The organism is Peribacillus sp. CSMR9 (assembly GCF_033141925.1).
Classification (GTDB): Bacteria; Bacillota; Bacilli; order Bacillales; family DSM-1321; genus Peribacillus; species Peribacillus simplex_A.
The window spans coordinates 1-15,095 of the sequence record NZ_JAOPHO010000080.1; the positions used below are offsets into that span (position 1 = coordinate 1).

At 40.3% G+C, this 15,095-nt stretch carries 16 protein-coding genes; all 16 read right to left on the reverse strand.

The window, feature by feature from the left end; all coding sequences use genetic code 11:
* Window positions 1–112: 112 nt before the first annotated feature.
* The gene (locus tag N9I19_RS21660) at window positions 113–787 is read right to left on the reverse strand and encodes a zinc metallopeptidase (RefSeq protein WP_061463861.1); all 675 of its coding nucleotides are present in this window, start codon (window positions 785–787) and stop codon (window positions 113–115) included.
* 85 nt (window positions 788–872) lie between these two features.
* On the reverse strand, window positions 873–1,658 hold the full coding sequence (gene ypjB / locus N9I19_RS21665) for a sporulation protein YpjB (RefSeq protein ID WP_284470321.1): 786 nt from the start codon (window positions 1,656–1,658) through the stop codon (window positions 873–875).
* Window positions 1,659–1,777: 119 nt separating this feature from the next.
* Complete coding sequence (gene lhaT, locus N9I19_RS21670; protein WP_061463863.1) at window positions 1,778–2,374, reverse strand: lipoprotein heptaprenylglyceryl N-acetyltransferase LhaT; 597 nt, start codon at window positions 2,372–2,374, stop codon at window positions 1,778–1,780.
* 178 nt (window positions 2,375–2,552) lie between these two features.
* Window positions 2,553–3,320: a menaquinol-cytochrome c reductase cytochrome b/c subunit gene (locus tag N9I19_RS21675; protein ID WP_061463864.1), complete on the reverse strand. Its 768-nt coding sequence runs from the start codon at window positions 3,318–3,320 to the stop codon at window positions 2,553–2,555.
* 56 nt (window positions 3,321–3,376) lie between these two features.
* Window positions 3,377–4,051, reverse strand: coding sequence for a menaquinol-cytochrome c reductase cytochrome b subunit (gene qcrB / locus N9I19_RS21680; protein ID WP_034307974.1), 675 nt, complete (start codon window positions 4,049–4,051; stop codon window positions 3,377–3,379).
* Window positions 4,052–4,054: 3 nt separating this feature from the next.
* Window positions 4,055–4,561 (reverse strand): QcrA and Rieske domain-containing protein, encoded by a 507-nt coding sequence (locus N9I19_RS21685; protein WP_061463865.1) that lies wholly within the window; start codon window positions 4,559–4,561, stop codon window positions 4,055–4,057.
* Window positions 4,562–4,721: 160 nt separating this feature from the next.
* Window positions 4,722–5,183, reverse strand: a complete 462-nt coding sequence (locus tag N9I19_RS21690; RefSeq protein WP_061463866.1) for a YpiF family protein — start codon at window positions 5,181–5,183, stop codon at window positions 4,722–4,724.
* 162 nt (window positions 5,184–5,345) lie between these two features.
* Entirely contained in the window at window positions 5,346–5,897 is a 552-nt protein-coding gene (locus N9I19_RS21695; RefSeq protein WP_061463867.1) for a ReoY family proteolytic degradation factor, read from the reverse strand.
* Window positions 5,898–5,938: 41 nt separating this feature from the next.
* Window positions 5,939–7,210, reverse strand: coding sequence for a tetratricopeptide repeat protein (locus tag N9I19_RS21700; RefSeq protein ID WP_061463868.1), 1,272 nt, complete (start codon window positions 7,208–7,210; stop codon window positions 5,939–5,941).
* A gap of 368 nt (window positions 7,211–7,578) precedes the next feature.
* Entirely contained in the window at window positions 7,579–8,865 is a 1,287-nt protein-coding gene (aroA, locus tag N9I19_RS21705) for a 3-phosphoshikimate 1-carboxyvinyltransferase (RefSeq protein WP_317778949.1), read from the reverse strand.
* Window positions 8,866–8,887: 22 nt separating this feature from the next.
* Window positions 8,888–9,991, reverse strand: coding sequence for a prephenate dehydrogenase (locus N9I19_RS21710; protein ID WP_317778950.1), 1,104 nt, complete (start codon window positions 9,989–9,991; stop codon window positions 8,888–8,890).
* Between the two features lie 48 nt (window positions 9,992–10,039).
* Entirely contained in the window at window positions 10,040–11,152 is a 1,113-nt protein-coding gene (hisC, locus tag N9I19_RS21715; protein ID WP_061463871.1) for a histidinol-phosphate transaminase, read from the reverse strand.
* An 83-nt stretch (window positions 11,153–11,235) separates the two neighbouring features.
* A complete protein-coding gene (gene aroH, locus N9I19_RS21720) occupies window positions 11,236–11,604 on the reverse strand; it encodes a chorismate mutase (RefSeq protein ID WP_284470315.1) in 369 nt (122 codons plus the stop codon).
* A 25-nt stretch (window positions 11,605–11,629) separates the two neighbouring features.
* Window positions 11,630–12,709, reverse strand: a complete 1,080-nt coding sequence (gene aroB, locus N9I19_RS21725; RefSeq protein ID WP_317778951.1) for a 3-dehydroquinate synthase — start codon at window positions 12,707–12,709, stop codon at window positions 11,630–11,632.
* Between the two features lie 3 nt (window positions 12,710–12,712).
* Window positions 12,713–13,885 carry a chorismate synthase gene (gene aroC / locus N9I19_RS21730; RefSeq protein ID WP_089363156.1) on the reverse strand — a complete coding sequence of 391 codons (1,173 nt, stop codon included), beginning with the start codon at window positions 13,883–13,885 and terminating at the stop codon, window positions 12,713–12,715.
* Between the two features lie 251 nt (window positions 13,886–14,136).
* On the reverse strand, window positions 14,137–14,910 hold the full coding sequence (locus N9I19_RS21735) for a CheR family methyltransferase (protein WP_284470314.1): 774 nt from the start codon (window positions 14,908–14,910) through the stop codon (window positions 14,137–14,139).
* Window positions 14,911–15,095: the final 185 nt, after the last annotated feature.

The following is a 15,095-nucleotide window of genomic DNA, read 5'->3' on the forward strand; positions in this document are numbered from 1 at the left end:
AATCAACGTTCGAATTTTTAAAACCCTCAAAAAAAATGTAGACAAACTCGATTTTCATCGAGTTTGTCTACAGTCTGTGAGGACGCCAGAATGATGGCGTCCTCCTTCTAAATTAATCCTCTTCTCTCATTCCTGAATACATAAGCAGAAGACGAACTAATTCCAGTACGGCAACTAGAGCGGCAGCAACATAAGTCATCGCAGCTGCACTTAATACTTTTTTCGTTTCCCGTTCTTCGTCATTACGGATAACTCCTACAGAAACGAGTTGATCCATTGCCCGAGAGGAAGCATTGAACTCCACTGGCAGAGTGATTACTTGAAATAATACTGCTGCTGCCATAAATACGATACCTGCTATTAGTAAGCCTGGAATTCTGGCTAACACCCCGATTAAAATTAAGATCCAAGATATATTGGAACCGAAGTTAGCGACAGGCACTAAAGCATGACGGAAACGTAAGAATGCATATGCTTCTTTATCTTGAATCGCATGTCCCACTTCATGGGCTGCAACAGCTACGCCTGCAACTGAATGGCCGTGATAGTTATCCGTTGATAAACGCACCGTTTTATCCCTTGGATCATAATGGTCCGATAGCATTCCAGGTGTCTCTTCGACCCTGACATTGAACAGTCCATTTTGATCCAAAATGGCCCGTGCCGTCTCAGCACCATTCATACCAGAAGAAGCCTGTACTTTTGAATATTTTTTATACGTGCTTTTCACTTTCATTTGTGCATAAATCGGGATTAAAATGATAATCGCCAAATAAATGAAATACATGGTATCCTCCTATAACTATTATTACTCTTAATTCTATGGAATGAAGGAACCCCTGTCAAATATAGTGTTCTCTTCCCATGTCTTTTTAATCATTATGTCCTTTCCTTGGCTTTTCCCTATCACCTTTATATTTTCTCCAGCCTACATAAGAAAGCGTCATGATAATGATGCTGCCTGTTGATATGATGACCCACCAAAGGGAAGGGTCCGCATCATCTTCTCCCATATCATCAAAAATGGAGGTTAGTTCGTTTTGTAACGCATCAAGTTCCTTTTGACTTTCTTCATCTCTGATCACTTCCGGGCGGTATTGGTTGATGTATTGAATTCTCGTGTCCAGTTGCTGCATCGTTTCTTTAGAAAGGTCGACTTTCAAGCTTGGATATATCATTTCATATTGTGAAAGGAATAAGTTCAATTGGCTATTGAATGTAATTGTGTCTTGATTGATTGCGGCATCCTTTGTCTGCTGGAAAGAATTCATCATTTGATCCTCCATCTCTGTCCAAAGGGGCTGATGGGTAGACTTTACCGCATCGACAACAAGCCGGAACTTTGTGACAGAATTAATCTTTTCGGAGTCTCCCTTATTCATATCCTTTATTGTCATCAACGCCTCGTTATGAGCTACAGTGATAATTCGAAGTTCGTCCATGTCAAGTATCTGCTCTTTCGCTGTCTCTTTTAAAAACCGATCAGAAAAAAACGTCAGCATCTTTTCCGAATCTCCATATCGCTTCAACTTGGTCATTTCCAAGGCTCTATCGGAAATGTTATCTAATTGCTCCAAACTTGAAGAGGATTCTGCATAGACAGGGAAATGTAAGACGACAAATAAAACAGCAATGGTTAATATGAATTTTTTCAACATGCTACTCGTCCCTCCTCATATCTCTACTAAAACGATATGAAAGAAAAAACATGAGTAGACCTCGTTCAACATAAAAAAGTTAACCCCGCTTTTACAAAGCTATACGCGGGGTTAACTTTTTAATGGATGAAGGATAGGGTGATCCGCTTTTTTCTATACCCAAAGTACCAGCCGACAAAAATGGAAAGTATGCTGAGCCAGAATGTAAAATAACCAATCGAATTCATATATACCAATAGATCACGGTATATAGGCATCATTTCAAAAACATAATCGATTATGTCATTATGTATGGTCCAAATCCCTGCCACTATCAAATGCCATGGTTTTATTCGATAAAATGGTGCATATAATATCCCTTGAATCGCCATCCCCAAATGAGAAGCCATTAGCATATAGCCTTCCCATGGCAATGATCCTGTTGTCACCAAGGTCAGTAAATTCATAACGACTGCCCATATACCATATTTGAAAAGTGTTATTATCGCCAACGCTTCCATAAGTCCAAAATTTCTTTTTAATAGGAACGCCAATAATACAAATACAAAAAATAGGCTAGCTGTCGGGCTGTCCGGTACAAATGCCAAAAAAATGGCCGGAGTATTTTCCAATTGACTGCCGTACCAATAATATCCAAAAGCGGTTCCAAATATATTTATTACTAATAACAAAACGAGCATTTGCCGATTCGCAAGCCAGCTGTAGATAACATTCATTCTTTAACCCTCTCTTACATTCTTATGTACACTCATTTTACAGGTCATCAACTTGAAAACCAAGCTTCATTTCAAATTATTTTCTTTTACGCTTCAATTTACCAATAAAAAAGCCGACAACCGTAGTCGTCAGCTTTTCATTTGCAGCATATGAAAGAAAATGCTGTTGATGGTTATATTATTTTGCTGATAATCCAGATACAAATTCAGCTAATGTTGCCAATTCCTCATCTGTACCTTTGAACATGCCAGCTGGCATGGCACCCTGTCCTTTGACAGCGATTTTAGAGATTTCTTCTGGCTTTAATCCAGTGTCAATTAAGCTTGGCGCTCCAGCTCCACCAGTTAATTCTGCTCCGTGACAACTAATGCAGCCATTGGAATCCATCAATTTATACCCATCGCTCTCTTTATCAATGTCTGCACCTTCCACGATTGCGCCTTGCTTCTTAGAAGCTTCCCAATCGTGATGGGCTGCGGACTCCCATGTTAAATAGAATACCCCTGCCATTGCCAATAGCATGAAGCCTACAGCAAAAGGACGTTTCGCGGGGCTCCGGTCTGGGCCACGGTCTAAAAAAGGTGCCAAGAGCAATGCCCCGAAAGCCAAACCAGGTATTACCATGGACCCTATTGCATTATAAGGTCCTGAAGCATAAGTATACTTAAGTAATTGGTAAAGGAAAAGGAAATACCAGTCCGGCAGCGGAACATAAGCTGTATCCGTAGGGTCTGCTATCCTTTCCAATGGTGACGGATGTGCGATTGTCAGGCATAGATAACCTACAAGAAATACAGCTCCGACCATCCATTCTTTTAAAAGGAAATTAGGCCAAAATGCTTCAGTTTTCCCAGGATACTCTGAATAATCTTTCGGAATATTCGGTTTACGGTCTGCGGAGATACGCGAGTCACCTACGAATTTCATACCTTTCCCACGATGCATTGAACAATTCCCCTCCTTTATGAAAAGGTTTTTTTGGATCTTGGTTCATAATTCTTTTATAGTGGACCTGAAATACCTTGTTTTCGGATCATTAGGAAATGAGCCGCTAGTAAAGCAAATAATGCTGCAGGCAGGAAGAATACATGAATTGCAAAGAATCGTGTCAATGTCTGTGCTCCAACGATGGTTGGATCTCCTGCTATCAATGTCTTTAGTGCCGGTCCCATTAACGGTACCGATTCGACGATTGTCAAAGTAACTTTCGTTGCGAATAGCGCTTTCATATCCCATGGCAATAAATAACCGGTCAATCCTAATGCCAGCATGATGAAGAAAATCAATACGCCGACCATCCAGTTCAATTCGCGCGGTTTTTTGTATGCTCCCTGGAAGAAGACACGAAGAGTATGTAAAAACATCATAACAATAACTAGACTTGCTCCCCAGTGATGCATACCACGGACAATTTGACCGAAGGCAACTTCATTTTGTAAATAATAAACAGATTCCCAAGCGTTTTTAATGTCCGGGACATAGTACATCGTCAAGAACATGCCTGACAAGATTTGGATGACCGTAATAAAGAAAGTTAACCCGCCAAAACAATATACGAATGCAGAAAAATGATGTGCGGGGTTAACATGTTCAGGAACCTCATGGTCAGCAATATCCCGCCATAATGGCGTAATATCTAAACGCTCGTCCACCCAGTCATATAACTTTGTTAGCAATGTTTACGCCTCCCCATGCGGTTTTAGTTGACCCAAATAAAGAATTCCATCTTTTTCTTTCGTGGCATAGACATCCAATGGTTTAACCGGCGGTGTCCCTTTCACGTTCACTCCATCTTTCGTATACCTGCCATAATGGCAAGGACAGAAAAATTGATTCGGATTAGACTTATCCGTATTCCACGCTACCGTACAGCCTAAATGCTTACAGATTGGAGATAAAGCAACGATAGTACCATCATCCATTTTGTAAACCCAAGCTGTATTTGTTTCTTCAGACTCATACCACCCATCGACCTGCTTAAAAGTAAAGTCGACACGGGTCGGTTCGGTAGTCAGTTCACTTACCTTCTGTTTAGTTGCAATATAATCCCCGCCTTTATCTGCTGATAATACAGGATCAATTGCAAACCTAACCATAGGCATCAACATACCGGCCGCCATAAATCCACCAACGCCAGTAAGTGTGTAATTAAGGAATTGACGTCGTGAAACATTATGCTTGCTCATGCGTTTTCCCCCCCTCTATTACTATACTGAGAGCCCAAAGGACCAATAAATAGCAACACTATAAAACTAGGACATTTCCATGATATCTCAATAATTTACCAAGGTCAATATTTGTAAAACCCAAAAGGTGGCAACTATGTGTCAAATAATGTGAAAAATCCTACTTTTTTTCATTTTTCCAATTATAAGTGAAAACATCAAGGATTTGGAGAACCTGTTGGTTAATCATTTCCCTTGCTTGTTCAGTTTCAAGACTCTCCAGGGGGATGGCAGGAATCCATACTAAATTATTTTCCAATTCCCTCTCTTCCTTTTTCCACTCAAAATCTGAAGTTAGGAAAAAAATATGCTTGAAATCTTTTTCTTTCACTTCCTTGGCCCAACGATTTAACCGCTCTACCTTATCCATTTCATCACTTAAATAATGGAATGTTGGCAATAAAAGAATTCTCCCTTTCATCTGCTTTTCAATTTCCAAGCTTAAAATGGTAAGAAATTCATTCATTGAGCCCGTTTGCTTCATTTGCCCCCCAAAAGATAAGGGAACCAAAGGAATTAAAACAGTATCCACATACTCTTTTGACTGTATATACATGTCAAGATCTTTTGCTGTCCATTTCATGTTTTTTCTTCACTCCCGATTTTTCAAATCAACTCCTTATCATTTTACCATTATTTTTATAACATCTTTACCATATACCCATAGTCTTTACAAAAATGTTGATTTTATCTATCTTTTATAAAAAATAAAAACCTTTCCTGATTACGGAAAGGTCATTTTATTTCATCCAAGTACTTTTAATTGATTCAATTGCTCTGTTAAGTTTTTAAATGCTTGTTCATCATGCTTATCAAGTGCTTCATCGATTTCCTTAAGCAGGCGGTCCCTCTGAAAATACAACATGCTTCTTTCTAAAAATTGTTCAGCTAGCAGCTGATCCTTTTCGTTCGCTGCCGTAGATTTCGGCATGAAGGGATTGCTTTCCAGTACCGCTGCATATTGATAGGAAGAGTAAGATGATTTAAAGTTGAGCTGAATATAAATATCTTCATCCCGATTTAAGCGGATATCGTGAAAAGATTTCTCTGCATCGGTCGTCATGATATTAGACTTATAGAACCTGAAAGGGACCTCATCCACACAATGTGTCGACATTATTAGTCCACGTGGGCAATATTGGGCATTTTCTACAAAATGAACCTTTTTCATTAGTTGATCATGACTCATTAAGTAATTCAATATCCACACGCATTCTCTTCGTTTCAGTTGATAATGATTTAAAAACCACCGAATAAAATCCTTCTTCTCATTCACAGAAACAGGGGCAGCCACCATGAATTCCCTCCTCTGTCTAGATTTAGTTTTATTTCCCTTATCTACATTCCATCTGTACTTTCACCTAGCCGCTCCAAAATCATCACATACTCATCATTCGCTGGGTTTATCTCAAGCAGCTTATTAAATATTTCTCTAGATGTGGCTCTGTCTCCTTCTTCAATTAAAAAGAAACCATAGTCTTCCAGGAAATCTTGATTGTCCTTGAATGAATTATATGCTTTATGATAGCTGGTTAATGACTCTTTAAATTGTTCGGTGTGTTGATAAGATACAGCAGCGATCCATTCAAACTGCGGATCATCCTCTCCATATCTCCTAACTTCACCAATACACTCCAATACATCTTCATACCTTTCGTGATGCATATACAATTTCAAGAGGGTGAGTGCAGCTTCCAAATAACCTGGATCTATGGCAAGAGCTTCTTTAAATAGATTTTCCGCCTCTTCTTCAAGTCCGCTTTTCAAGGCTATCTTTCCGCCGAAGAAGTAAAGTTCCTTATTGAATTCATCAGCCTTGATTCCTTCTTTGACCACTTTCAAGGCATTTTCCAAATCTTCAAGATGTTCATAACTCTTTGCCAGATATAAATATAGGGAATGGTATTCATGATCCATTTCTTTCAGTTCTGTAAACTTACGAACGGCTGTCTCGTAAAGGCCTGCCTGAAATGCTGTAAATGCATATTCAAATAGGGTATTGATTTCAAGTCCCTCATTTAAGGCCTTTTCAAAGTGCGGAAGGGCCTCCTCGAACTTTCCGGAGCTGCTTAATGCTTCAGCAAGTCTCTGATTGACATTGACTCCTGCGATTTCTTGTTCCTGTTCCAAAACCCTTATGTAATTTGCAATGGCTTCCTGATCCCTTCCTTGATGAAAGTACAGTTCACCTAGCGCAAAATCAATGATGACTTCATCTGGAAGTATTTCCTTGGCCTGAAGCAATTTTCGTTCACTGACCTCATCCATCCCCTGTAATTGATAAAGGTCCGCTTCTAAAAGTAAAGCACTTGGATATACTTCATCATCTACACTCACTTTTTCAAGCATTAGCATCGCTTCATCTTCCTGGTCCATGTCAATCAGGATTTCCGCCAACGAAACAATCAATTCTCCTTCATCAGGATAAAGTTCTAATAGATGTTCAAATAGATCCTTTGCCTCCTCCACAAAACCAAGCTGGAGCATTTCCTCGGCCAGCATCAATATGTCCTCTGCTGACTCTGATGATTTAATTCGATTTATATGTTTAAGAGCTTCAGTTAATTCCCCTTTTTTTAAATGCTGTACAACTTGTTCCACTGTGTTCATTGTTGATTCCTTCCTTTTGCATGATAGACTTGGTTTCTAGTCATACACACTCACGCCATAATGTCATCTTCTCTGCCATAAAGAACCAAATACCCTTGTAATCGTGAGATGCATAGTAAACAGTATTCATTAGTTTACCATACTGTAGCCCTGTATTCCATTGATGAAGTCCCCTCCATTCTCATTAAAAAAAGGTTACTAGTTAATTCTCCATTCTACGGTCAATCTCCTTTTTGATCAGGGATCCCTTTTTCATAATTTTCTTGAATAATAGAGGCATAAAAGCCTGTATGTTAGCGCTTTCAACACTTTCAAGCAAGTAAAAAAAAGTTTACAAACCAAATAAGGTTTGTAAACTTTTTATATATTTACTTTATCAATTGTGTCAAATGCCCAAAAAATTGTGGGTATGATACATCTATGGCATCAGGGTCAGCAAGTTCCACTTCCCCATCCGTTATTAAAGCCGCGACAGCGAGCATCATCCCGATACGATGATCTCCATGACTTGTAACCTTGCCCCCATTTAGGGCTTTACGTCCATTGATAATCAATCCGTCTGCTGTCGGAGTTATATCTGCCCCCAGGATGGAAAGCTCATTTGCGACCGTATCAATTCTATTGGTCTCTTTCACTTTAAGTTCTGCTGCATCCTTGATTGTCGTTATCCCTTCAGCCTGTGTTGCCAGAAGTGCAATTACCGGTATTTCATCGATGAGACGGGGAATTAGTTCACCGCTGATGGTGGTTCCTTGTAAGCGGGAGCTTCTGACAGTGATATCTCCTGCAGGTTCACCTTCACTCGTCTTCTTCACTATCGTAATATCTGCCCCCATCGATTTCATGACTTCGATGATTCCAGTCCTTGTCGAATTAAGGCCCACATTCTTTAACACTACTTCACTATTTTCCGTGATCGCTGCAGCCACCATGAAGAAAGCCGCTGAAGAAATATCACCCGGCACATGGATGGTGGTTCCTTTGAAGACTTGATTTCCGCTTACTTTGATCGTTTGACCGTCCTTTTCGATTTTCCCGCCAAACTCTTGGATCATTCGTTCAGTATGGTCACGGGTCTCTTCTGGTTCGATAATGACCGTTTCCCCTTCAGCCTGTAAGCCTGCCAAGATTATTGCTGATTTGACCTGCGCACTTGCCACAGGCAATTCATAGCGAAACCCTCGTAACTTGCCTCCTCTTATGAAGAGTGGGGTATATTCGGCTCCTTTACGGCCATCAATGACCGCTCCCATCTGACGAAGAGGGTTTACTACCCGTGTCATAGGACGTTTGGCTATCGATTCGTCCCCTGCCAGCACGGCCGAAAAATCCTGCCCTGCCAAAATCCCCATCATTAACCTTATTGTGGTACCAGAATTTCCGACATCCAGCACTTCTTCCGGTTCCTTTAATCCATTAAAACCTTTGCCTTCAATTCTGACGTGCTGGCCTTCTTGTTCAATATGGACTCCAAGCTGCTTAAAACAGGAAATAGTACTTAAACAATCGGCTCCTGGAAGAAAATTAGTGACTGTCGTTTCCCCCTCGGCAAGGGCTCCGAACATTACCGAACGATGGGAGATGGACTTGTCTCCCGGTATGGCAATCGAACCACGTAATGATTGGATGTTCGTTTGTAATTTTTTTGTATTCATACAACCATCCTTCCTTATTATATTATGCCAGGATCGTTTCATAATCTGTATGTCTTGAGATACAATCTGCGGCTTTTATGCGATCTACATCCGTTTGGAAGCTGATGACCAGCACACCATATATCTCTTCCCTTGTTTCTATGATCCTTATGTTTGTAATGCTGATACCTTCTTGTGCCAAATATCCGGTAATCTCAGAAATTATTCCGGCATAATCCGGTATATCGATATATAAATCATAAAACGCTGGTATGGCGCCTTTCGCATCGGTTGGTAAATCATCCCTGAAAATCTTGGCATCAGTAAAGAATCGAAGGATTTCTTCACTATCTTCATTTGCTACCAACCCTTTTATATGCTCCATTTCATTCAGCCAATCATTCATTAATTCAAGTAACACATCGCGGTTATGTAACAAAATGTCACGCCACATTTCCGGACTGCTTGAAGCAATTCTTGTAATATCCCGAAAGCCACCAGCTGCAAGCCTTGAAATCAACTTATTTTCCTTACTATAATTTTCTGCCTGCTTGACCAGCCCTGATGCGACAATATGCGGAAAATGACTGATGACTCCAGTCAGCTTATCATGTGTAGCAGGGGTGACAACCAAAAAGTTCGCTCTTGTCCCTTGTAACCACTCTTTCAATTGCTCAACTTTTTCTTCTTCAATTGAATCTCCAGGAGTTAGCAAATAAAACGCATGTTCAAATAAATGCAGTTTGGCTGCCCCGGCGCCGCTTTTATGTGAACCAGCCATAGGGTGCCCCCCAATGAAGGCCACCCCTTTATCTATCAATGGTTTTGCTGCCTTAACCACTGTATCCTTCGTACTTCCTGCATCCGATATGATGACATTGCTTTTTAAATCCATATTAGCTAATTGAGCTAAAATCTTGACGGTTTCATTGACAGGCACAGCAAGTAGAATCAAATCAGCTTCACATGCTCCCGCTTCCAGAGATGATACAGAATCATCAATGATCCCCAATAGCATCGATAGTTGAATATTCTTTTCACTTAGGTCCGTACCAACAATCACGGCTTCAGGATGTGCATGGCGTATGGCCATGGCCAATGATCCGCCAATTAGACCTAGACCTATTACAAAAACCTTTCCCTTCACTCTTCTCTCCCCCGCATCTTTTATGCTCCTCTAGGTTTGATAAAAACGTTAAAGCAGCGAATCAGAAGGTGCCTCAACTTCATTCAAGAAAGTTTTAATAGCGTTAATCATTCCTTCATTTTCTTCAGTAGATCCAATCGTTACCCTTAGGCTGTTAGGAAAGCCGAAGGATTTCCCCGATCTTGCAATGTATCCGCGCTCAAGCAAATATTGAAACACAACATCGGCATCCTGTTTAAAATGGATAAAGATAAAATTACCTTGTGACGGGTAATAAGCTAAATTTTCCATATTGCAAAATTCATAGTACCGCTTGAGCCCTTTTTGATTTTCTTCCTTGCATTTTTCAATGAAAGCTTGATCTTCCAAAGCGACGATAGCAATATTCTGTGCGAATGTGTTGACATTGAATGGTTCCCGGGATGGATCTAGTTTCTGAATAATATCCTCATCTGCCAAACCGTACCCTACCCTAAAACTTGCAAGCCCATAAATTTTTGAAAATGTACGAAGTATGATCAAGTTTTTAAATTTATTAATCCATTGATTCGTTCTCGGGTAATCCTCAGCCGTTGCATATTCACAATAAGCTTCATCCAGAACGATAAGAACATCTTCCGGCACTTTTTCGATGAACGATAATAAGTCCTGTTCCGAAATGTATTTACCAGTAGGATTATTGGGTGTACAAAGCCAGACAACAGCCGTTTTTTCATCTATAACTTTTAGCATTCCTTCTAGATCATGAGCTCCGTCTATATGAGGAACTTCCCTTATTTCCGCACCTTCTAGCGTGGCATTATGGCGATACTGCGAAAATGTGCCTGTTGCCATGACCGTATTCTTTCCAGCTCCCAATAGGCTTCTGGAAATGATTTGAATGTTCTCATCAGATCCATTCCCAAAAATAAGCTGAGTTTCTTTCACACCTGTATGTTTTGCAACAGCTTCCCTAAGCATCGTTGCATATCCATCCGGATAGATGGCAAAAGAATGGGTTGAATTCCTAACGGATTCCTTAACCTTTTCAGAACAGCCAAAAGGATTTTCATTTGAAGCCAATTTCGTTATTTTTTCCAGCCCGTATAATTTTTTCACTTCATCAGTGGATTTTCCCGGTTGATAAGACTTCAAGGATAGGACCGCTTCATTCCATTTCATGTCAATCACCTCTATATTTTTTCACTTAAAGTAAGAAAGTGTTAGAATCTTATTCATATTCATATATTAAAATCATCTTATATCTATCTTTTTTGTTTTAAATCTGGTCGTAATACGGTAGCCCCTGCCTGGTATATATGCTGTATTTCTTTTTGAGATTTCGCCGTATTTACATGGATCATAACCCGGATGCAAAATGGCAAGGAATTGCTCACCGGTATTTCTTTCATGCATGTGACCGGTACATAGGTCCAGCCTTCGAATTTCCTCAAGGCTTTGGCAGGGAAGACAGAACGAATCTCATCCGTAGCAGAAAAAAATACAGAAGCCACCATATCGGGGTCAATCTCGTTGACCTGAATGATTTCTGCCATCAACTTTTCGACAGCGGCAATCACTTCCATTTCTGAGTCTTTTTCTACTGTTGTGGCACCCCTTATTCCTCTTATCACACATAGTTCCCCCTTATCCTGAACCCTATATCATATCAACCATTTCCTCTATCAGCTCAGAGTCGGCTATATCCATTAATAGTGGTGAACCCACTTGCTTTAGCAAGACAAAGGTAGCTGCATCATTGACTGACTTTTTGTCTGTTTTCATTAAATTAAGTAAAATTGCACTTTCCAGTCGGGTTGGAATGGTAACTTGATAACCTAAAGAAGATACCCAATTAATAAACTCCTCTAGTTTAAAATCGAGATCCTCTTTCTTTTTGCTTAATTTAAGAGCATATACCATCCCGATTAAAATGGATTCCCCATGCGTAAAGTTTCCATATCCCATTGAACCTTCCACTGCATGTCCAAGCGTATGACCAAAATTCAAAAAGGCACGAATGCCGTTTTCCTTCTCATCCTCTTCGACAATTTTAGCTTTAATGCTAATCCCTTTTGTAATCATTGTTAGGAATTGCTCATCCGTTATATCATTCAAATCCATAATATTCGACTTTAACCATAGATAAAACTCATTATCGGCTATCAAGGAATGTTTAATGACTTCAGCAAAACCTGACCTTAATTCTTTAAGAGGCAGGGTTTTTAAAAATTCAAGATCATATATGACCGCTTCAGGTTGATGAAAGGCACCAATCATATTTTTTCCTAGTGGGTGATTGATGGCAACCTTGCCGCCCACCGCACTATCGTGAGCGAGCAAAGTCGTCGGAACCTGTATAAATGGAATCCCTCTCATAAAAGTAGCCGCAACAAATCCAGCCAAGTCGCCGACTGCACCACCACCAAGGGCGATAATCAGCGACTTTCGATTAATCTGTTGTGATAAGCAGTAACTTTGGCATTCATAAAACACATCGAATGTTTTAGCATGCTCCCCTTCTGGCACAACATGATGCAGGACCGGTTTCCCCGTCTTGATTAGGGTGTTTTTCACGGTTTGCAAATGCAATTCCGCCACTTTCTCATCAGTTATGATCAGAATCTTGTTTAAATGATTTAATTCCTGTGTTATTAATTCGGGTAATTCATTTATCGCCTTCTTGCCAATTAAAACCGGATATTGCTTGGAAGCCGTTTTTATTTGGATGGATTCCATGATTTAAAACCCCTTTACTTCTTTCCGATATGATCTAATGTATTCTGCTAATTGCTCATAACGATCTGAAGGGAATTGCTCAACGATCGCAGCCGCCAGTTCCCATGCCACTACTGCCTCAGCAACCACTGCTGCGGCAGGAACTGCACAACTATCAGAACGTTCGACACTTGCTTCGAACACTTCCTTCGTATCAATATCAACACTTTTCAAAGGTTTATATAAAGTAGGGATCGGCTTCATTACACCGCGCACAACTATCGGCATTCCAGTAGTCATACCGCCTTCAAAACCGCCAAGGCGATTGGTTTTCCGGTAATAACCCTGTTCTTCATCCCATGCGATCTCATCATGGACATCACTGCCGAATAGATGGGCCGCTTCAAACCCAAGACCAATTTCTACCCCTTTAAATGCATTGATGCTCATTATCGCTGCGGCAAGTTTTGCATCAAGTTTACGGTCATAATGCACATAACTTCCTACACCCACCGGCATTCCTTCTACAATGACTTCAACGATGCCGCCGATGGAATCCCCTTTTTGTTTCGCTTCATCAATTGCGTCCTTCATCTGCTGCTCTACGTTTTTATCAAAACATCTAACAGATGATTCTTCTGTCACCTGCTGCAATTGCTGAATCGTTTCGTACTTTAGCGGTTCTGCCTTCACTCCACCAATTTCCAAAACATGTGATGCCACTTCTATCCCCAATAAAGACAACAGCTTTTTAGCGACAGCCCCTGCTGCTACCCTTACGGTCGTTTCACGGGCTGAAGACCGTTCCAAAACATTTCTTAAATCGCGGTGCCCGTACTTAATCCCACCGTTCAAATCAGCATGACCAGGGCGAGGCCGGGTGATTTTACGTTTGATTTCTTCAGCTTCTTCCTCTGAAAGCCCTTCACTTCCCATGATCTTCGTCCAATGCTTCCAGTCGTCGTTCTCAACCACTAAAGCCACCGGTGATCCTAGTGTGTAGCCGTGTCTGATTCCCGAAGATATAAAAGCTTGATCTTTCTCGATCTGCATCCTTCGTCCACGCCCATGCCCTTTTTGCCGGCGTCCTAATTCTTGATTTATATCCTCAGTCGTAATCGGCATTCCTGCCGGTAATCCCTCAATAATAGTAGTAAGTTGCGGACCATGCGATTCTCCCGCTGTTAAATATCTCATCTTCCAGCCCCCTTTTAGCACTTTAAAGTGTATATGTATCAATATACCACAATTTTATGAGTTGTGGGTATATGTAAAACGTAAAAACTATATTGTTTGAATTTTATCATTTTTCATTCCATTTTACATGTTCACCAACATTTTCGATATAGTTTAATCTTTCCGATCCATGGGTCCTACGTTTGCCTGATTCCATGGCAAACGAAAAGGGACTGAATGCGCATGCAGGTTCAGCCCCTTTTAACAAGTATTTACTTTTTCTTATAAAAAAATGTGTCGACCGTTTCAAATTGATATTTTCCAGGAGTGAATATTTGCTCAGTACTTCCTACAAAGAATATCCCGCCGCTTTTTAGAGACGCACTGAATTTTTCATATAATAAACTTTTGGCTTCTTCAGTGAAATAAATTAAAACATTGCGGCAAACGACTAAATCGAACCCCCGATCGAACCGATCCGCAAGAAGATTTTGCTTTTTAAATGTCACTCTCTTCTTGATTTCATCATTGACACGATAAAAACTTCCTTCTTTTTCAAAGTATTTCCTTTTTATTTCTTCCGGCACTTCAGTTAAGGACCGTTCAGGATAAATCCCCAATACCGCACGCGCCAATACATTTTCATCCAAATCCGTCGCCAAAATCTCTATCTGGCTAAGTGGAACGAGATTGGATAATATCATTGCAATGGTATATGGTTCCTCACCCGTTGAACAGGCCGCACTCCAAATTTTCAACTTTTTTTTGCTTCCTAATAGCCCGGGAAGGATTTTCCGCTCTAGCACTTCCCATCTTTTCGGATTTCTATAAAATTCGGAAACATTGATTGTCATTCTATCCAAAAACTCATTTAAAACTCCGGGACAGGTTTGAATGTCTTTATAGTATTCACGAAATGAATGATAACCTCTTTTTTCATATAGAGATGTTAGTCGCCTTTTCATTTGCCCTTCCTTATATGATGCCAAATCAATGCCTGTCAACATTTTGATATTACGAATGAACTCTTCATATTCTTGAGGCATTCCTACGACTCCCCTGTACATAATTATTTTAAGTGGTTCTTCTCTTTATATATCGGAGAGTGCCATATTTTCTTTAAACTAAAAATATTCCCTTACGATTGCAGCTCTAAAATAAAGGCTGTTTTCACATACTTTGTTGCTATTTACCAGGTAGTGAGTTGTGGTTGATTTCCCCTCCAGATGCT

Coding starts and splice junctions, on each gene's coding strand:
- N9I19_RS21675 (WP_061463864.1), bottom strand. CDS start 3,320: ATGCATCGTGGGAAAGGTATGAAATTCGTAGGTGACTCGCGTATCTCC.
- N9I19_RS21685 (WP_061463865.1), bottom strand. CDS start 4,561: ATGAGCAAGCATAATGTTTCACGACGTCAATTCCTTAATTACACACTT.
- N9I19_RS21690 (WP_061463866.1), bottom strand. CDS start 5,183: ATGAAATGGACAGCAAAAGATCTTGACATGTATATACAGTCAAAAGAG.
- N9I19_RS21735 (WP_284470314.1), bottom strand. CDS start 14,910: ATGCCTCAAGAATATGAAGAGTTCATTCGTAATATCAAAATGTTGACA.
- N9I19_RS21660 (WP_061463861.1), bottom strand. CDS start 787: ATGTATTTCATTTATTTGGCGATTATCATTTTAATCCCGATTTATGCA.
- N9I19_RS21700 (WP_061463868.1), bottom strand. CDS start 7,210: ATGAACACAGTGGAACAAGTTGTACAGCATTTAAAAAAAGGGGAATTA.
- aroA (WP_317778949.1), bottom strand. CDS start 8,865: ATGAATACAAAAAAATTACAAACGAACATCCAATCATTACGTGGTTCG.
- N9I19_RS21695 (WP_061463867.1), bottom strand. CDS start 5,897: ATGGTGGCTGCCCCTGTTTCTGTGAATGAGAAGAAGGATTTTATTCGG.
- aroC (WP_089363156.1), bottom strand. CDS start 13,885: ATGAGATATTTAACAGCGGGAGAATCGCATGGTCCGCAACTTACTACT.
- ypjB (WP_284470321.1), bottom strand. CDS start 1,658: ATGTTGAAAAAATTCATATTAACCATTGCTGTTTTATTTGTCGTCTTA.
- hisC (WP_061463871.1), bottom strand. CDS start 11,152: ATGAAATGGAATGAAGCGGTCCTATCCTTGAAGTCTTATCAACCGGGA.
- aroB (WP_317778951.1), bottom strand. CDS start 12,709: ATGGAATCCATCCAAATAAAAACGGCTTCCAAGCAATATCCGGTTTTA.
- lhaT (WP_061463863.1), bottom strand. CDS start 2,374: ATGAATGTTATCTACAGCTGGCTTGCGAATCGGCAAATGCTCGTTTTG.